General features: G+C 72.5%; 19 protein-coding genes. 4 read left to right on the top strand and 15 right to left on the bottom strand.

The genetic code is table 11. The annotated features are described in order from the left end of the window. The 4 genes from ABZ749_RS09465 to ABZ749_RS09450 form a co-directional block, all read left to right on the top strand. Positions 1–1,081, top strand: a 1,081-nt coding sequence (locus ABZ749_RS09465) for an NAD(P)-dependent oxidoreductase (RefSeq protein ID WP_357225029.1), incomplete at its 5' end; no start/stop codon positions are given. Beyond that, positions 1,078–2,388 carry a lipopolysaccharide biosynthesis protein RfbH gene (rfbH, locus tag ABZ749_RS09460; RefSeq protein WP_357225025.1) on the top strand — a complete coding sequence of 437 codons (1,311 nt, stop codon included), beginning with the start codon at positions 1,078–1,080 and terminating at the stop codon, positions 2,386–2,388. The genes ABZ749_RS09465 and rfbH, both read left to right, overlap by 4 nt. Positions 2,389–2,428: 40 nt before the next feature. After that, on the top strand, positions 2,429–3,490 hold the full coding sequence (locus tag ABZ749_RS09455) for a glucose-1-phosphate thymidylyltransferase (protein ID WP_357225021.1): 1,062 nt from the start codon (positions 2,429–2,431) through the stop codon (positions 3,488–3,490). Then, positions 3,487–4,866 carry an NDP-hexose 2,3-dehydratase family protein gene (locus ABZ749_RS09450; RefSeq protein ID WP_357225017.1) on the top strand — a complete coding sequence of 460 codons (1,380 nt, stop codon included), beginning with the start codon at positions 3,487–3,489 and terminating at the stop codon, positions 4,864–4,866. Before ABZ749_RS09455 ends, ABZ749_RS09450 begins: the two co-directional genes overlap by 4 nt. A 50-nt stretch (positions 4,867–4,916) precedes the next feature. Here ABZ749_RS09450 and ABZ749_RS09445 read toward each other — a convergent pair whose 3' ends face one another. From ABZ749_RS09445 to fabG, 15 genes are all read right to left on the bottom strand, one after another. After that, positions 4,917–6,068 carry an epoxide hydrolase family protein gene (locus ABZ749_RS09445; RefSeq protein WP_357225013.1) on the bottom strand — a complete coding sequence of 384 codons (1,152 nt, stop codon included), beginning with the start codon at positions 6,066–6,068 and terminating at the stop codon, positions 4,917–4,919. A gap of 34 nt (positions 6,069–6,102) precedes the next feature. Next, the gene (locus ABZ749_RS09440) at positions 6,103–7,359 is read right to left on the bottom strand and encodes a cytochrome P450 (RefSeq protein WP_357225009.1); all 1,257 of its coding nucleotides are present in this window, start codon (positions 7,357–7,359) and stop codon (positions 6,103–6,105) included. Then, positions 7,356–8,951, bottom strand: coding sequence for an AMP-binding protein (locus tag ABZ749_RS09435; protein WP_357225005.1), 1,596 nt, complete (start codon positions 8,949–8,951; stop codon positions 7,356–7,358). The genes ABZ749_RS09440 and ABZ749_RS09435 overlap by 4 nt, the downstream gene beginning before the upstream one ends. A gap of 8 nt (positions 8,952–8,959) precedes the next feature. Further along, a complete protein-coding gene (locus ABZ749_RS09430) occupies positions 8,960–9,700 on the bottom strand; it encodes a class II aldolase/adducin family protein (RefSeq protein WP_357194112.1) in 741 nt (246 codons plus the stop codon). Continuing rightward, a complete protein-coding gene (locus tag ABZ749_RS09425) occupies positions 9,697–10,383 on the bottom strand; it encodes a DsbA family protein (protein ID WP_357225001.1) in 687 nt (228 codons plus the stop codon). The genes ABZ749_RS09430 and ABZ749_RS09425 overlap by 4 nt, the downstream gene beginning before the upstream one ends. Further along, positions 10,380–11,315 (bottom strand): thioesterase, encoded by a 936-nt coding sequence (locus tag ABZ749_RS09420; protein WP_357224996.1) that lies wholly within the window; start codon positions 11,313–11,315, stop codon positions 10,380–10,382. Before ABZ749_RS09420 ends, ABZ749_RS09425 begins: the two co-directional genes overlap by 4 nt. A gap of 3 nt (positions 11,316–11,318) precedes the next feature. Beyond that, a complete protein-coding gene (locus ABZ749_RS09415) occupies positions 11,319–12,101 on the bottom strand; it encodes an alpha/beta fold hydrolase (protein ID WP_357224992.1) in 783 nt (260 codons plus the stop codon). Then, entirely contained in the window at positions 12,098–12,910 is an 813-nt protein-coding gene (locus ABZ749_RS09410) for a beta-ketoacyl synthase N-terminal-like domain-containing protein (RefSeq protein WP_357224988.1), read from the bottom strand. The genes ABZ749_RS09415 and ABZ749_RS09410 overlap by 4 nt, the downstream gene beginning before the upstream one ends. Next, positions 12,907–14,019: a beta-ketoacyl synthase N-terminal-like domain-containing protein gene (locus ABZ749_RS09405; RefSeq protein ID WP_357224985.1), complete on the bottom strand. Its 1,113-nt coding sequence runs from the start codon at positions 14,017–14,019 to the stop codon at positions 12,907–12,909. Before ABZ749_RS09405 ends, ABZ749_RS09410 begins: the two co-directional genes overlap by 4 nt. After that, the gene (locus tag ABZ749_RS09400; protein ID WP_357224981.1) at positions 13,997–15,079 is read right to left on the bottom strand and encodes a beta-ketoacyl synthase N-terminal-like domain-containing protein; all 1,083 of its coding nucleotides are present in this window, start codon (positions 15,077–15,079) and stop codon (positions 13,997–13,999) included. Before ABZ749_RS09400 ends, ABZ749_RS09405 begins: the two co-directional genes overlap by 23 nt. Further along, on the bottom strand, positions 15,076–16,281 hold the full coding sequence (locus ABZ749_RS09395) for a beta-ketoacyl-[acyl-carrier-protein] synthase family protein (protein WP_357224977.1): 1,206 nt from the start codon (positions 16,279–16,281) through the stop codon (positions 15,076–15,078). Before ABZ749_RS09395 ends, ABZ749_RS09400 begins: the two co-directional genes overlap by 4 nt. 3 nt (positions 16,282–16,284) lie before the next feature. Further along, a complete protein-coding gene (locus ABZ749_RS09390) occupies positions 16,285–16,539 on the bottom strand; it encodes an acyl carrier protein (RefSeq protein ID WP_355008681.1) in 255 nt (84 codons plus the stop codon). Beyond that, positions 16,536–17,060, bottom strand: coding sequence for a beta-hydroxyacyl-ACP dehydratase (locus ABZ749_RS09385; protein ID WP_357224974.1), 525 nt, complete (start codon positions 17,058–17,060; stop codon positions 16,536–16,538). The genes ABZ749_RS09390 and ABZ749_RS09385 overlap by 4 nt, the downstream gene beginning before the upstream one ends. Further along, positions 17,053–17,448, bottom strand: coding sequence for a hypothetical protein (locus ABZ749_RS09380; RefSeq protein WP_357224970.1), 396 nt, complete (start codon positions 17,446–17,448; stop codon positions 17,053–17,055). Before ABZ749_RS09380 ends, ABZ749_RS09385 begins: the two co-directional genes overlap by 8 nt. Beyond that, on the bottom strand, positions 17,445–18,121 hold a 677-nt coding region (gene fabG, locus ABZ749_RS09375; RefSeq protein WP_357224967.1), incomplete at its 5' end, for a 3-oxoacyl-ACP reductase FabG. The genes fabG and ABZ749_RS09380, both read right to left, overlap by 4 nt.

Here is an 18,121-nt window from a genome sequence, read left to right as displayed (position 1 = left end):
CGCTCCTCATTCCCACACTCTGCCCGCCGACCCGGCTCACGACCACAGTTCGAACGGCTCGTCGATCTCCGTGCCGGCGAGAAAGGGGGTGATCACTGGGGCACGCGCGGCTGGTCGACACCATCCGCCGGGCGGCCGGCCTGGGCGAGCCGTGACCGGCCGCGCCCTGGTGGTCGGCACGGGTCTGCTGGGCCGGCACGTCCGTGACCGGCTGACCTCGGCCGGCTGGGACGTGGTCGTGGCCGGGCGCCGGCCCGAGGTCGCGACCCGGTCGCTGACCGAGGCGATCCGCGCGGCGCGGCCCGGCGTGGTGGTCAACGCCGCCGGTGAGATCTGGCGGCCGGAGCCCGACCGGCTCACCGCCGCCAACGTCGAACTCGCCGGACTCGTGGTGCGGGCCGTGGCCGAGGCCGGTGCCGACGCCCGGCTGGTGCATCTCGGTTCGTCGCTGGAGTACGCGCCGCAGCCACCGCCGACAGCCCTGACCGAGGACTCCCCGGCCGCACCGCGCAGCGCGTACGGACGGTCGAAGCTGGCCGGCACCGAACTGGTACGCCGCCTCGCTGCCCGGCACGGCGTCGAGGCGGTGGTGCTGCGGCTGTTCAACGTCATCGGCGCCGGCATGTCACCGGTCAGCGTGCTGGGCCGGACGGTGAACCGGCTGGTGGCGGCGCACCGGGCCGGTACGACAGCACACCTGGAGCTGACCGACCTGGCGCAGTACCGCGACTACGTGGACGCACGCGACGCCGCCGACGCCGTCCTGGCCGCCGGCACGGCACGGCAGATCGCTCCCGGGCTGTTCAACATCGGGTCGGGTGTCACCCGGACCGCAGAGGAACTGGTCCGGGCGCTCGCCGAGGTCAGCGGTGTCCCCTACCGACTGGAGCTGCGGCCGGCGCCGACGACCGGCGCGCGCTCCGCCGACGGCGACTGGCAGCGGGCCGACACCCGCCGGGCGTACACGGTGCTCGGCTGGTCGGCGCGCCGGAAGCTGCCCGAGACGCTGCTCGGGATCTGGCAGGCCGCCCGGTCCCACCCGTTCCCCGGCCATCCCGCGCAGGAGGCGAGCACACCATGACCCCGGACCTCAAGGCAATGATCCTGGACCTGGTCCGGGCCTATCACAACGAACGCACACCGGACGACCAGGAGTTCGTTCCGGGCGTCACGCCGGTGCTGTCGTCCGGCGCGGTGCTCGAAGCCGAAGACCGGCTGGCGCTGGTCGAGGCGGCGATGGACATGCGGATCGCCGCGGGGTTCCACGCGCTGCGGTTCGAGCGCTCCTTCGCGCGGTACTTCGGCCTCCGCAAGGCCCACCTGGTCAACTCGGGATCGTCGGCCAACCTGCTGGCCCTGTCCGCGCTACGCGCGTCGGAGCTGGGAGACCGGCGTCTGCGGCCCGGCGACGAGGTCATCACGGTGGCCGCGGGCTTTCCCACCACCGTGAACCCGATCGTGCAGAACGGTCTGATACCGGTGTTCGTCGACGTGGAACTCGGCACGTACAACACCACAGCGGAGCGGGTGGCCGCAGCGATCGGGCCACGCACCCGCGCCGTCATGATCGCCCACGCGCTCGGCAACCCGTTCGAGGCGGCCGAGATCGCCGACCTGGCCGAGCGGCACGGGCTGTGGTTCATCGAGGACAACTGCGACGCGGTCGGCTCGCTGTACCGCGGGCGGCTCACCGGCACGTTCGGCCACCTCAGCACTGTCAGTTTCTATCCGGCCCACCACATCACCACGGGCGAGGGCGGCTGCGTGCTCACCGACAGCGTGGAACTGGCCCACCTCGTGGAGTCCTTCCGGGACTGGGGGCGCGACTGCTGGTGCGAGCCCGGGGAGGACAACCGCTGCAAGAAGCGGTTCGACTGGCAGCTCGGCACACTGCCGGCCGGTTACGACCACAAGTACACGTTCTCGCAGGTCGGCTACAACCTGAAGGCGACCGACCTGCAGGCGGCGCTCGGGCTGAGCCAGCTGGAGCGGATCCAGGCGTTCGGTGAGGCCCGGCGCAAGAACTGGCAGCGGCTGCGCGAGGAGCTCGACGGAGTGCCGGGACTGCTGCTGCCGCGTCCCACACCGGGCTCGGACCCGAGCTGGTTCGGGTTCGCGCTCACCGTCACGCCTGACGCACCGTTCGGCCGCGGTGAGCTGCAGCAACACCTGGAGGAGCGGCAGATCCGTACCCGGCTGCTGTTCAGCGGCAACCTGACCCGGCACCCGGCCTACCGGGATGTCGAGTTCCGGGTCGCCGGTGACCTGTCCAACAGCGACGCGGTGGTGCACGGCACCTTCTGGATCGGCGTCTATCCCGGCATCACCGACGACATGATCCTCCACGTCGGGCGGACCATCCGGGAATTCGTCGCCGGACGCCACTGAACGAGCGTCCACACTTCCTGCAAGGAAAGGAATTTCCACGGTGAAGGCTCTGGTCCTGTCGGGCGGTTCCGGCACGCGATTCCGCCCGCTCAGTCATTCCATGCCGAAACAACTGCTCCCCGTGGCCAATCGACCGGTACTGGAACTGGTGCTGGAAACCGTCAGCGGCCTCGGCGTCACCGAGATCGGGGTGGTGGTCGGTCGGTGGGGGCCCGACATCAGGACGGCGCTGGGCGACGGCCGGCGTTTCGGCGTACCGATCACGTACCTGCACCAGGACCAGCCGCGCGGGCTCGCGGACTGCGTCCGGCTGGCACGTTCCTTCCTCGGCGACGACGACTTCGTCATGTACCTGGGCGACAACGTGCTGCCCGACGGTGTCGCCGACATCGCCGCCGACTTCCGCGTGCACCGCCCGGCCGCCCAGATCGTGGTGCACAAGGTCAGCGACCCGCAGGAGTTCGGCGTCGCCGAGCTCGACCCGCACGGCACGGTGCTGCGGGTGGTGGAGAAGCCGGCCCGGCCGCGCAGCGATCTGGCGATGATCGGCGTCTACTTCTTCACGGCGGCGGTGCACGAGGCGGTGGCCGCCATCGACGCGAGCACCCGCGGGGAGCTGGAGATCACCGACGCGGTCCAGTGGCTCCTCGCCTCCGGCGCGGACGTACGCGCCAGCGTCTACGACGGCTACTGGAAGGACACCGGGCAGGTCGACGACCTGCTCGACTGCAATCGCCGGATGCTGGCCGACCTGACGCCCGGCATCGCCGGCGACGTCGACCCGGCCAGCATCCTGACCGGGCAGGTCGTCGTCGAGCCCGGCGCCCGGGTGGTGCGCTCCCGCATCGACGGCCCGGCCGTCATCGGGGCGGGAACCCTCGTGGAGGACAGCATGGTGGGGCCGTTCACCGCCGTCGGCCCGGACTGCGTCCTGCGTCGGTGCAACGTGGCCGACTCGGTGGTGCTCGCTGGTGCCACCATCTCGGCGGTGCCGCCACTGGCCCGGTCGCTGATCGGGCGCGCCGCGACGGTCAGTGCGGGCGACGGCCTCGCGCACCGGCTGGTGATCGGTGACGACACCCGGATCGAGCTGGCCGCATGAGCGCGCCGGGGGCGGCGCTCCGGCTGCGCCCGCGTGAGGACGACGGGCTGGCGCAACGCCTGGCTCGCTCGGCGGCCGAGACCGAGGCCGGCGCGGCCATCCGTACGACGGACGTGCCGGGCTGGCTGGCGGAGCGGGCACGCGCCCAGCGGTTCCGGGTGACGCCGATCCCGTTCCAGGAGTTGGACGGTTGGGGGTTCGCTCCGGGCACCGGCAACCTGGTGCACCACAGCGGCCGTTTCTTCACTGTGGAGGGCCTGCACGTACGCACCGGTGGGTCGCCGCACCTGGAGTGGTGGCAGCCGATCATCAACCAGCCCGAGGTGGGCATCCTGGGCATCGTCGCCACCGAGTTCGACGGCGTTCTGCACTTCCTCCTGCAGGCCAAGGCCGAGCCCGGCAACCCGACACCGGTGCAGCTCTCGCCGACGGTTCAGGCCACCCGCAGCAACTACACCGGGGCGCACCGGGGGGCGCCGGTGCGCCACCTGGAGCTCTTCACCGATCCGCATCGCGGCCGGCCGCTCACCGACGTGCTGCAGTCGGAGCACGGGTCCTGGTTCCACCACAAGACGAACCGGAACATGATCGTCGAGACTGGCGCCCCGGTCGACGCCGGCGCGGACTTCTGCTGGCTCACCCTCGGCCAGATCGGCCGTCTGATGCAGGTCGACAACCTGATCAACATGGACACCCGTACGGTACTGGCCTGCGCGCCGGTGGCCTTCGGCGATGCGGTGGCCCGGCACGACGACACCGAGGTGCGTTCCTGGTTCACCGCGGAACGCACACGCCACGACCTCCACGGCCGGCTGGTGCCGCTGCGCGGGCTGCCCGGCTGGGCCATCGGCGACCGGACCATCGAACACGTCCCGCCGCGCTACTTCCGGGTGATGGCGGTCTCGGTCGAAGCCGACAACCGCGAGGTGCGCGGCTGGACCCAGCCACTCTTCGAACCGCTGGAACGAGGGTTGATCGCGTTCCTGACCCGCCGGTTCGGCGGCGTGCCGCATCTGCTCACGCACGCCCGGGTGGAGGCCGGCTTCCACAACACGGTGGAGCTCGGGCCGACCGTACAGTGCACACCCGGGCACCACGGCTCGGGCACCGGGCCGGCATTCCTGGACCTGATCAGGTCGGCGACGCCCGGCCAGATCCGATACGACGTGGTGCACGCCGAAGAGGGCGGGCGTTTCTACCACGCGGAGAACCGCTGCGTCGTCCTGGAGACCGACGCGGCGCCCGCCGATCCGCCGCCGGGATACCGCTGGCTGACACCGGGCCAGCTGACCGCGCTGCTCCGGCACGGGCACTATGTCAACGTCCAGGCCAGGACATTGCTGTCCGCCATCACCACCGGCGCGGTCGTCCTCTGACGCACACCACGGCCGGCCGGGATCACCCGGCCGGCCGCGGCGGTTGTCGATCAGCGCACCAGACGCACGAACTCCCGGACGTCGTCGACCAGGGGGCCGGGCTGCTCCAGGGCGGCGAAGTGACCGCCCTGGTCAAACTCGGTCCACCGGGCGATGGTGGGGATGTGGGCCTCGGCGAATCGGCGTACCGGCAGGAAGATGTCCTTCGGGAACACGGCCACACCGACCGGCACGGTGATCGGAGGGGGCGCCGCCCCGGCGGCCGCCGCCTTCACCGCGGCCGCGCCCTCGTAGTAGAACTGCGCCGAGGGCCCGGCGGTGGCGGTGAACCAGTACAGCGACACCAGCGTCAGGATGTCGTCGCGCGACACCGCGTCCTCCGGCACCTTCTCGCTGTCGGTCCACTCCCGGAACTTCTCCACGATCCAGGCGAGCTGCCCGACCGGTGAGTCGGTGAGCGCGTACGCCAGCGTCTGGGGGCGGGTCTGCTGGATCTTCATGTAACCGGACAGGTGCTCGTCGAACTCGCGCAGCCGGCCCAGCCGCGCCATGTCCCGCTCGCTCAGGCCGTCCAGGTCGGCCGGGTCGCCGGACGGGAAGGTCATCAGCATGTTCACGTGTACCCCCGCGCAGTGCGCCGGGTCGATGACGCCGAGCGCCTGCGAGATCACCGATCCGGCGTCACCGCCCTGCGCCACGTACCTGTCGTAGCCGAGTCGGCGCATCAGCTCCGACCACGCGGAGGCGATCCGCACCACGTCCCAGCCGGTGTCCGGCAGGCTGGAGAAGCCGTACCCGGGCAGCGACGGGATCACCACGTGGCACGCGTCGGCCGGGTCGCCACCGTGTGCGCGCGGGTCGGTGAGCGGGCCGACGATCTCGGTGAACTCCGCGAACGAGCCGGGCCAGCCGTGGGTGAGGATCAGCGGCACCGCGTCCGGTTCCGGGCTGCGCACGTGCACAAAGTGGATCATCGCGCCGTCGATCTCGGTCCGGAACTGGGGCATCTGGTTGAGCCGAGCCTCCGCGGCCCGCCAGTCGAAGGTGGTGGCCCAGTAGTCGGTGAGCTCCTGCAGGTAGCCCAGCGGCACGCCGCGTTCCCAGCCGACGCTGGCGAGTTCGCCGGGCCACCGGGTGGCCGCCAGTCGGCGACGCAGGTCGTCGACGTCGGGTTGTGGGATGTCGATCCGGAACTCTTCCATCGCGCAATTCCCTTCGGTTGGCTGAAGCACGCGCTTATCGGATCTGTGCGGGAAAAGACTTCAAACCGTTCACGAAGTTCGACTCCAACCGGATCTCCGGTCCGGTACGCACCAGCGACGGCAGGTGCGGGAGGATCGCCCGGAGCAGGGCGGTCAACTCGTGCCGGGCCAGGTGGGCGCCCAGGCAGAAATGAGGCCCGATGCCGAACGCCAGGTGCGGATTGGGACTGCGGCCGAGGTCGAGCCGGTCCGGCTCGGTGAAGACGGCCGGGTCGCGGTTCGCCGAGGTGTAGTAGAGGACCACCTTGTCGTCGGCCGCGATGGCCTGCCCGGCCAGCTCGGTGTCGCGAGTGGCGGTACGTCGGAACTGCATGATCGGCGTGACATGGCGGATCAGCTCGTCGACCGCCGCGGCGATGGGCACCGTGCCAGCCACCAGTCGGTCGCGCTGCTCGTGGTCGTCGACCAGGGCCGACAGCGAGCCGGCGATGAGGTGTCGGGTGGTCTCGTTACCGGCCACCACCAGCAGCAGCCAGAACATGCAGAATTCGCGGTCGGACAGCCGCCGGCCGTCCACCTCGGCGACGGCGAGCCGACTGATCAGGTCGGGCTGCGGGTGCGCGCGGCGCTCGGCCGCCAGCTCCAGCGCGTAGGTGAACGCCTCGGCGAACGTCCGCCGGTACGCGTCCACGTCCCCGCCGCCGAACTCGGGATCGTCGAAGCCGACCAGATGGTTGCTCCACCCGTACAGCAGGTGGCGATCGGCGCGCGGGACACCGAGCAGGTCGCAGAGCACCAGCAACGGCAACTCGGCCGCCAGGTCGGTGACCACGTCCAGCTCGCCGGTGCGCACGACGCGCCGGACCAGCTCGGTGGCGTGTGCCGCGACCCCGTCGGCGAGACCGCCGACCGCACGGGGCGTGAAGACCGAGGTCACCAGGCGGCGGATCTGGACGTGCTGCGGTGCGTCCATGCTGATCAGCAGCTGCCGGGTCTGCCGCAGGTCCGCCGGTGTCCGTGGGTCGACGAGGAAGGCGCCGGCCCGCCCGGACGAGAAGTCGCCGGTGCGCCGCGACGCCTCCTGCACCGCCGCGTGCGTGGTGACCGCCCAGTACCCGCGGCCCCGCTCGGTGATCCGGCCGCTCGCGCTGTGCCGGGTCAGTAGCGGCTCGTCGACCCAGGCCACCGGTTCGTCGCGCCGCCGACGGGCGAACTCGGCGTGCGGCACCCCGTGCGCGTAGGTGGCCGGATGGGCGATGTCCGGCCGGGTGGCGCCCGACACGCCGGTCACGGCACCGGCTCCGCCGACGACGTCCGCGCCAGCACCGCATCCGGGTCGTCCGGGGCGGGTGGCGCGATGGCGCGGCGCAGCGCGTCCTTCCGCAACTTGCCGGAGGTGTCCCGGGGCAGGGCGGCCACCACGTGGTACGCCCGAGGCGTCTTGAAACCCGCGAGCGAGCGGCGGCAGTGCGGATCGAGCAGCGCGAACAGGTCGGCCGGCTCGGGCAGAGCCAGCTCGATCACCGCGGCCACGTGCTCCCCGAACTCGTGGTCGGGCACGCCGATGACGGCGGCGTCCCGTACCGCCGGATGGGCCAGCAGCACCGCCTCGACCTCCGTGGGATAGACGTTCACGCCCCCGGTGACGATCAGGTCCTGGGCACGGCCGTCGAGGTACAGGAAGCCGGCCTCGTCCAGGTGTCCCAGTTCGCCGTAGGTGAACTTGTCCGGGGCCAGGTGCACGGCCCGGGTCTTCTCGGGCGCCTTGTGGTACTGGAACGTGCGCCCGGTGAGGCGCCGGACGAACACCCGCCCGGACACACCGGCGGGCACCGGGGCACCCTCCTCGTCGACCACCACGAGTTCGTACGGCGGCACGGCGCGGCCCACGCTGCCCGGTCGGCGCAGCCAGTCGTGTGAGTTGATCAGGCTCACGACGCCGCCCTCGGTGGCGCCGTAGTACTCCAGGAACACCGGCCCCCACCACTCGATCATGGCCCGTTTGACGTCCGGCGGGCACGGCCCACCGCCGTGCCAGACCCGCCGTAGCGATGCGCCGGAGAAGCCGCGGCGGACGTGCTCCGGCAGCCGGAGCAACCGCACCAGCTGGGTCGGCACCAGATGCGCCGCGGAAATCTGCTCCGCGTCGATGACCGCGAGCGTGGCCTCCGGGTCGAACCGCTCCTGGATGTGCAGCGTGCAGCCGCGCAGCAGGGCGAGCAGCGCGAGGAACAGCTGCGACGAGTGGTACCAGGGCCCGTCGAGCAGGAACCGCTCGTTCGCCGGGACGTCGAGGACCACGCGGGCGTACTCCAGCAGTTTGGCCACCCGGGTGAACGGCGCTCCGACCACGAACATGCCGTTGAGCACGCCCTTGGGTGCGCCGGTGGTCCCGGACGTGTAGAGCATGGTGGAGCCGCAGGACTGCTCGGCCGGTTCGGCCGGATCCGCGGCGGCGAGCAGAGGCTCCACCGCCCGGAAGCCGGGCACGTCACGGTCGCCGAGCACCAGTCGCGTCGGGACCTCCCCGGGCGCGCGGGCGGCGGCCCGGCCGCTCACCTGCGCGTAGGGCTCCTCGACGATCAGCCCCCGACACTCCGAGTCGGTGATGAGGTAGGCGATCTCCGGCTCGGTCAGGTGCCAGTTGACCGGCACCACGGTGATCCCGCGGTGCAGGCAGGCGAGCAGGATCTCGAACGTCTCCCGGCGATTGCCGAGCACGCAGGCCACCTGGTCGCCGCGGCCCAGCCCTTCGGCGGCCAGGACGCCCATCCAGCGATGCACCCGCGAACCGAGCTCCGTCCAGCTGGAACGGCCGCGCTTGTCGACCAGGGCCGTGCGGTGTCCGTTCGCGGCGATGAGGTCGTTGATCAACGTCGGCATGGGCGCGTCTACTCCTCGATCAGGTCGGGTTGGGCGCGGATGATGTCGTCGTACAGCGGGGAGAAGTTGAGCCGGCCCATGCCCGGCGTGCCCATCAGGGCCGCCGTGGCCCGCGCGGCGTCCGGGCGGATCGGTACCGGCCGGCCGGCCGCCTCGGCGAGCAGTTGCACCTGGCAGCTGCGATCCATGGTGATGAACCACCACGCCGCCTCCTGCACGCTCCCGCCGACGGTGAGCAGGCCGTGATTGCGCAGGATCACCGCCTTGGCGTCGCCGAGCCGGTCGGCGATGTGCTTCGCCTCCTGCGACTCCAGGACCACGCCCTCGAAGCCGTCATAGACCGAGTGGTCCTCGTAGAAGGCGCAGGCGTCCTGGGTGAGCGGGTCGAGCGGTCGACCGAGGGTGGACCAGGCCCGCCCGTACGTGGAGTGCGTGTGCGCGGCCGCCACCACGTCCGGCCGGGCGGCGTGCACGTGCGAGTGGATCGCGTACCCGGCCGGGTTCACGCTGCCCTTGCCCGCGACCACAGTGCCGGACTCGTCGACCAGCAGGAGGTCGGCGACCCGCACGTGTCCGAAGTGCATGCCGAACGGGTTGATCCAGAAGTGGTCCGGTTCGATCGGGTCACGGGCGGTGACGTGTCCGCCGGCGCCGTGGTCGAAGCCGAAGCGGGCGAACAGCCGCAGTGTCGCGGCGAGCCGCTGCTTGCGGTAGCGCCGTTCGGCGAGCGGTTCGCGGCGCGTGGTCATCCGCATCCGCCCGGGGTGTCGAGGTCGTACGGCGGGGTCAGCCGGGCCGGCTCGGTGACCACCGGCCGGTCGTCCCCCGCCTGCCACATCTCCAGGAAGGCGTCGACCCGTTCCAGTCCCCAGAACCGGTGGCGCCCCAGCTTCAGGTAGGGGATGCCGAAGATGTCGTCGAGGTACGCGCGGTACAGGCAGTCCACGCCCTCCTCCCGGATGCTCGCCGACTCGGCGGCCAGCACCGCCGTCTCCGGAGCGAACCCGGCCTCCTTCGCCGCACGGCGCACCGTGTCGGGCTGGCAGATGTCCTCACCCCGTCCCCAGCGGGCCTGCGCCAGCGCGTCGTAGAACGCCTCGGCCAGGCCCTCGCGTCGCGCGGCCAGCCAGGCCAGATGCGGCAGTTCCCACCACGGGTCCCGGTCGATCGGCCAGGCCATGGTCAGGTTCTGGCGCTGGGCCAGGCGTTTGGTGTCGAGCAGCATGTACAGGTGCTTGGCCCGGCTCATCTGCACGTAGTGGAACTCGCCGCCGCGCGCCGCCAGTGCCGCCGTCGACCGCTCGTCCGGGTCCCAGTAGGGCTGCAGGTCCATCCTGGTGAACAGATCCGGTACGGCCTCGCGCAACCGCCGCACCGCGAGCCAGCTGTACGGGCTGCGGAACGAGAAGTACAGCCGCGGCCGGGCGCTCACCGTCGGTCTCCCCGCAGCGCCGCGACCACCTCGTCGTCGAGCTCGGCCATGCCGCCCGCGCCGGGTCCGGCGGCGATGGCGTAGCCGTGCAGGATCCGCGCCTGCGCGACCTGCACCAGGCGGTCGCCGCGTTGGACGTGGCACCGCATCCGTCCGTCGAAGAGCACGCCGCGCAGGATGTCGGTGACGGTGAAGACGGTGTGCACGGTCTCCTCCATCCGCGCGGCCTCGACCAGCTGGAGGTGGCTGCGCGACACCACCGGGATCCAGGACCGCTCGGTCAGCAGGCGGCCGACGGAGATGCCGCGGTCGGCGAGGAACCGGTCCACCACCTCCTCCAGGGCGCGCACGAACCCGGAGTGCTGGACCCGGTCGGAGTAGTGGCAGTAGAAGTACGGCGCCCGCCAGGACCACAGGTGTGCGCCCGGCTCCGCGCCCAGCACGTCCTCGGCGGTCTCACCGGGTGCCAGCGACCGGTGGTCCGGGTGCCTCACCGTCGTCGCCGCGGCCAGCTCGGGGACCTCCAGGGCGTCGAGCCCGCCGGGCGCGCGACGGTAGGTCTCGGCGGTGCGCTCGCGGACGAGCGCGACCCGCACCCGGCCCCGCAGCGCGGTCACCTCCTGTCCGTCCCGGGTCGAGACGAGCCGGACGCTCAGCAGGTTGTCCCTGGCCGAGGTGACCTCGGCCCGCACCTCGTCGTCCAGTTCGAGCACGGAGGGCAGTTGCACGGAGCTCTCCACGATCTCCAGGCCGAGACCGTGCCGCAGGTACAGCTCACCGGCGCCGGCGCCCTGGTCGCGGAGCCAGCGCAGCACGCCCTGCTCGACCAGGTAGAGGAAGTGCTTGAAACCGATCCAGGTACGGATGTTGGCGCCCTCATACCCCGGTTCGGTGTGCACCACTGTGGGTCTTGGTGTGATCGTCACGGTCATTGCTCATCCCGCCGTTCCCATCGTCGCCCGGGCCAGCCGGGCCAGGTCGGCGACCCGGTCGGCGATCCCTTGGGCGTGCCGTACATGGCAGAAGTGGTCGTAGTCGTCGCGCAGGTGCAGGAGGCCGCCCGGCATGCCGGCGGCGAGCACCTCCGCCGCCTTCGGGGTCAGCGTGGGATCCGCGCCGCCGGCGAGCACCGCGACCGGCCTGCCCACCGCCTCGAGCGACAGATCGGCGGTCGCCAGGTACTGCTCGAAGACGGTGAGGAACCCGGCCGGTCCCACCCGCTCGATCGCCAGATCCGTCATCGCCGCCAGCAGCCCGGCGTCGATGCGGGCCGCCCGGCTGCCCATCCGGGCGCGCAGGCCGTCGTGGATGTGCTGTACGAACGTCTCCCGGGAACGGTCGAACAGTGCCCAGGTGACCGGCCCTCCGGGAGGTCGGTACAGGGGGCAGATCAGCGCGACGGTCCGCCCGGCGAGGGGTTCGTCGGCGCAGAGCAGCTGGAGTGCCGCGTTACCGCCGAACGAGTGCGCCACCAGCACGTCCGGGGTTCGGGGCAATGCGGCCAGGCCCGAGCGCAGCCAGTCCGCGGGCGACCGGTGCCGCCACCGGTAGTCGTTGCCGGCACGCCACGGGAGGTCCAGGGCGACCAGGCGCCGGCGCGGGCCGAGCCACTCGGCGAGAGGTCGCCAGCTCTGCCAGGTGTCCTCCAGCCCGTGCGCGAACGCCACGAGCGGGGCACCCGGATCACCCTCGTTGAGCACGTGCAGGGGGACGGTCACGACGCACCGCCGAGGACGGCGAACGGCATGTCGCCGGGGTCGCCCACGGCGAGTGCGCCGTGTCCCTCGTCGGCCACCAGGTGCGCGGCCAGGGCGAGGGCGACGATGTCGCGTGCGCCGTAGGAATCACCCCAGTCATCGACCGGGCCCGACGGCAACGGCTCCGCCGCGGGCAGCGGCTGTCGCGAGTGGACGGCGAGGGGGCCCGGGCGCGCGGTGAGCACGACGCAGGCGGCACCCGCGCGCAACGGCGGGGCACCGGCGTGCAGCGCCGACGCGATCTCGTCGGCCGGCTCCACGCCGACCAGGACCACCCGGTCGGCGCGGCCCGCCGCCAGCAGCAGCGCGGCGGTGCGCAGGCCTGCCCGCCCGGACCGGGCGCCGGAGCAGATCATCAGATTCGGGCCGCCGAAGCCGAACCACAGCGCCACCGCGCTGGACACCACGTTGCTGGACACGCCCGGCGCGTCGAGCACACTGACCGCGCGCCCACCCTCCTCGGTGACCGTCCGGGCCACCCGGGCCACGGTCTCGACGTTGCCCAGATTGCTGCAGGCCACCACCGCGGTTGCGGGCAGCGGCGTCGGCAGCGGGTGACGGCCCGGTGTCAACCCCAGCGCCCGGTGCACGGCGCAGAGCGCGAGCCGCGTCGCGGGGTCCTTGGAGAGCAGGCCCTTGCGACCCAGCAGCGTGGCCGCCCGGTCGGCGGTGGCGGCCTCCGCGCGGGCCCACTCCCCCGTTCCCGCGGCGCTCAGGTCGGCACCGGGCAGGTGGAGGCTCCAACCGGTCGCGTAGATGGCGGTGGTCATGACGCCTCCAGCAGGGAGACCGCGTTGACGCCGCCGAACCCGAAGGCGTTCACCTGCACCAGCCGGGGCCGCGACCCGACGAAGTCGCCCACGACGAACCGGAGTCCGGCACCCTCGGCCAGGACCGTGCGCAGGCCGGCCACCGGCGGCACCAGCCCGGTCTCCAGGCAGCGGATCGCGACGTCGACGTTGACGAGCGCCGCGGCACCGGAGGTGTGCCCCACCGCGCCCTTGACCGCGGTGATCAGCGGCGAGCCGCCCGCGGCGTCGACCACGGCCCGCAGTGCCCGGCACTCGGCCGGATCGTTGAGCGCGGTGCCGGTGCCGTGCGCGATCACCAGATCGGTCTCCGACGGCTCCCGCCCCGCCCGGGCGTACGCGTCGCGCATGGCGCGGCAGATGCCGTCCACGTCGGGCGCGGTCTCGTGCCGGGCATCGCAGGACAGGCCGGTGCCGGCGACCCGCGCGAGCGCCGGCCGGGAGGCGTCCGCCGGTTCCACGACCAGCGCCGCCGCGCCGTCGCCGAGCAGCACACCGGTGCGGTCCCGGTCGAACGGGCGGACCCGCGTGGTGGGCGGATCGCTCACCCGCCCGATCATCGCCAGCATGGAGCGTGTCATGGTGTCGGCGGCGGCGACCACGACGGCGTCGGCGTCGCCCAGGGCCAGCATGTCCTCGGCCAGTGCGAGGACGTGCCCACCCGCGCTGCACGCGTTGGACACCGTGATGACGTCGGTGACGCCCGGCAGCACGCGGCGCACCGCGTCGGCGAAGTGCAGCTTCGACCGCGGCGGACGGACCCCGCTGAGGGCGAACTCCTCGACCGCGCCGAGTTCCCGCAGCCCGGTACCCACCAGGGCGGTGACCCGGCGACGGCCGGCGTCCAGCCCGGACGCGGCCACCGCCTCCGCCACGCACGCCGACAACATCCGGGCGGCGCCGAACGGCGCCGCGCCGGCGGCGTGGTAGCCGTGCGAGACGTTCAGAAGCGCCCGGCCGGGGTGCCGCAACGGCGCCGCGCCGCAGGCGCCGCTGAGCAGCGCCGCGAACGTCCGCTGGCCGTCGCCCAGGCAGGTACGGACGGCGCTACCGGTCACCAGTGCCGGCATCGGCGCACCTCCTCACGACAGCTACGGCCACCGCGCCGTCGGCGTTGCGGGCGGTCAGCAGGGCCGGCCCGGCCGGCTCCGGGTCGGCCAGCCAGACCGCGAGCGCGGCGGCGGACGAGGCCGCGTCGCACTCCCCCAGCAGCCTCTTCGCCGCTACCCGGCGAGGTCGGTGGCGGAGCAGCCCGGCGACCGCGAGGTACTCGTCCTGTCCCGCCTCGTCCGCCTCGCCGGTGAGGACCGCGGTGACGTCGGAGGGTGCGACGCCGGCCCGGTCCAGGGCGCGCCGGGCGCAGGCCAGGAGTGCGCGCGCCCCGGTGCCGCCCGGACCGAACCCGGTGGCCGTGACGAGGTCGGCGACCTGCGCGGCGCCGACCCAGGCCGGTGGCTGGGGCGCGGACAGGACGAACACGGCGGCCGCCTCGCCGAGCGGCACCTCGGCCGTCGTACCGGTGAGGTGGGCGGCCCACGCCCGGTGTGCGGAGAACTCCTCAACGGCACCGGCGAGCATCACGTCGGCGTACCCGCCGGCGAGCACCATCTCGGCGTACCGGACGGCGTTGAGGAAACCGAGCGCGCCGCCCGCGACGGTGGCGTTGACACCGCGCAGGCCGTGCCGGATGGCGACCTGGCCGGCCGCGCCGTTCATCACGGTGTTCGGGAACAGCATCGGGTTCACCAGGTACGGCTTCTCCTGCACCAGCGTCTCGCGACTGAAGTCGCTGGTGGACCGGAAACTGCCGATCGTCGTGCCGAGCACCACACCGACGCGACCGCGGTCGGCGTCGGCGGCCAGTTCGGCCGCACCGAGGGCGTCCTCGCAACAGACCACCGCCAGCCCGGTGGCCCGGTCGTACGTGCTGGTCCCCTTGCGGCCGAGCCGGGCCCGGATGTCGAAGCCCGGCACGACGTGTCCACGCGGCGACGGAAGCGACTCGGTGAACAGGCCACCGGTGCCGGGGACGGCCGGGGCGTCGGAGCGCGGCAGCGACGCGGTTGCCGCGGACGTGGCCGTGCCGGCCGAGGTGAGCGCGGACCAGCCGAACACGCCCACGCCGGTCATGCCACCGCTCCCAGCATCACGATGGCGTTGTTGCCGCCGAAGGCGAACCCGTCGTTCTGCACCACGCGCACTGTGGCGTCGCGGGCCACGTTCGGCACGGGGTCGAGACCCGGCAGCCCCTCGTCGGGGTGCTCCCAGTTCACTGTGGGCGGCAGGAAACCCCTGTCGATCGCCAGCACCCCGGCGATGGCGCCGAACCCGCTCGCCGCACCCATCGTGTGCCCGATCATCGATTTGATCGAGCTCACCGGCGGCGGCTCGGGCCCGAAGACCTCCAGGATCGCCGCGCCCTCCACCAGGTCGTTGGCGGGTGTGCCGGTGCCGTGCGCGCAGATGTAGTCGACGTCCTCGGGTTTCACCCCGGCGTTGCGGTGCGCCAGCCGGATGCAGTCCGCGATGCTGGGTGTGTGCGGTGCCACCGGATGGTGCGCGTCGCAGTTGCGCCCGTACCCCAGCAGCTCGGCATAGATCCGCGCGCCGCGCTCTCGGGCGTGCTCGAACGTCTCCAGCATCAACACGGCCCCGCCCTCGCCGGTGAGAATGCCGGAGCGGTCCCGGTCGAACGGCGCGCACGCGTGCTCGGTGAGCGCGCCCAGCCTGAAGAAGCCGGCGTGCGCCCACCGGCACACCGCGTCGGCACCGCCGGCGAACACCACGTCGGCCTCACCGGCGACGAGCAGGTCGTAGCCGTACCCGATCGCGTAGTTGCTGGCGGAGCAGGCCGTGGCCAGGGTGAGCGACTCACCGGCGAGGCCGAGTTCCTCGCTCACGGCGTGCGCGAGCCGGTTCGCCGGTAGCTGCGCCAGCAGGGTCGGGTCCTGGCCGGCGAACCCCTCGGCGAGGATCTGGGCGGTCAGCGCCTCCAGCACCTGCGACTCGCCGCTGGTGGTGCCGATCACCGCGTGCGCGCGTCCGGCGTCGATCCGGTCCGGGTCGAGACCGCCGTCGGTGGCCGCGAGCCGCGCCGCGGTGGCCGCGAACAGGCTGGACCGGCCCCACCGGGACGGGTCCAGCCTGGACAGGTGCTCACCGGGCCGGAACCCGTGCACCTCACCTGCCTTGACGAACGGAAACCCGGAGGTGTCGAAGCTGGTGATCCGGGATATGCCGGATCGCCCGGAGCGCAGCGAGTCGGCGAACGCCGACACGCCGACCCCGATGCTCGATACCGGACCGAGCCCGGTCACCGCGACGCGGACCACGGCTCAGTCCCGGCCGGTGGCGTGCCGGGTCAGGGCGGCGTGCACGGCCTTCAGGTTGCGCAGTTCGGGAAGCTCCGCCTGCGGAATCTCCACCTTGAACTGCTTGTCGATACGGGCCAGGATCTCGATGGCACGCAGTGAGTCCGCCTCGTACTCGTCCATGAAGTCGCCGGTGTCGGTGAGCTCCTCCGGCTCGACCTCCAGCACCTCCGCGACGATCTCGCGAAGCTCCTCCAGCTGCTGTTCCTTGATCGTCATCGCTGTCCTTCCGTGCTGACCGAAACCATTGGATGAGGGTGGGCGACGCCGGACGGCGGGACCGCCGGCCGGGCGACGGGGCGGCGGGTGGCGATGAGGGTGCCCACGGTGGCCACCCGGCGATCGCCGATCCAGGTCTCGCCGTGGGCGAACGCGGTGTCGGCGACCACGGAGTCGAGGTGGACCTCGTGCCGGAGGACGTCACCGGGGTACGCCGAGCCGGCGAAGTGCCAGTCCCGGGCGCCGGCGAACATCAGCACGCCGTCGTCGTCCGGCGGTGGGCTGTCCCCCAGCCAGAGCAGGGCGGCGCTCTGGCCGAACGACTCGATCAACAGCGACCGCGGGTACGCGAACCGCCACGGCTCGGCGCTCTCCGGCAGATCGGCGTAGCAGGGCTCGGTCGCGCTGATCAGCTTGACCGTCCGGATGAGGCGTCCCGGCTCCAGCGCGAGCACCCGGTCCACCAGCAGCATCGGATGACGTTGCGGGAGCACCGCCCGGATCTCGTTGTGCTCACCCATCGCCGGCTCCGGCGGCGGCGAAGAGGGCGCGCAGCTTGGCCGTGGTGGTGCCGTCGGCGCGGTACGCCACCGCGCGCACGTCCCAGCCACCGGGCGACTCCTCCGCCCGCACTGTGAGCGTGAGCGTGTCACCGTCGAGCAGCGGCGCGAGAAACCGCACCGAGCGCAGCTCGACCAGCTCGGGCGGGCGGTCCCCGGCGGCGCCGGCCATCGCCCGGCACAGCGCCTCCACGACGAAGACCCCGGGGAACACCGCCAGGTCGGGAAAGTGGCCCCGCAGGTACGGATCGTCGCCGCGCACGGGGACCCGCACGGCGAAGGCCGCTCCGGAGGAGTCCAGGCGCACCAGGTCGGCGTCACACAACGGGGATGCCACCGCCCGGGTCACAGCGTGATCCCCCCGTCCACCTGGAACACCTGGCCGGTGACGTAGGAGGCGCGCTCGCTGAGCAGGAAGGCGACCATTTCGGCGACCTCGTCGGCCCGGCCGAACCGCCGTACGGGAATCTGGCCCAGCGCCTGCTCGCGGAGCCGGTCCGGGAGCGCGTCGGTCATTTCGGTCTCGATGAAGCCGGGCGCCACCACGTTGACCCGTACGCCGTGCCGGGCCACCTCTTTGGCCAGCGACTTGCTGAACCCGATGATGCCGGCCTTGCTCGCGGCGTAGGCCGTCTGGCCGACGTTGCCGTAGACCCCGGCCACTGACGACATGTTGACGATGGCGCCGCTGCGCTGCTTCATGAAGCGGAACGCCATGGCCCGGCAGACGTTGCGGGTTCCGGTGAGGTTGGTGGCCAGCACGGCGTCCCAGTCGTCCGCGGGGGCCAGCACCAGGGGCGCGTCGCGGGTGATGCCGGCGTTGTTGACGACGAGGTCGAACGTGCCGAGCTGGTCTTCGGCGGCGCGCACGAAGTCCTCGACGGCGGCGGGGTCCGCCACGTCGCAGCGCGCGAAGTAGCACGGCACGCCGAGCACCCGGACGTCCTCCTTGCGCGCCGCCGGGGTCCGGGTCGATCTGGGGGTACGCGGCGAGGAGGCCGAGGCCGGCAACGTCGCGTGGT

The sequence above is a fragment of the Micromonospora sp. NPDC047753 genome (assembly GCF_040642735.1).
Classification (GTDB): Bacteria; Actinomycetota; Actinomycetes; order Mycobacteriales; family Micromonosporaceae; genus Micromonospora.
The sequence above is the reverse complement of the archived record's forward strand: the minus strand, read 5'-3'. Positions and strand labels throughout refer to the sequence as shown.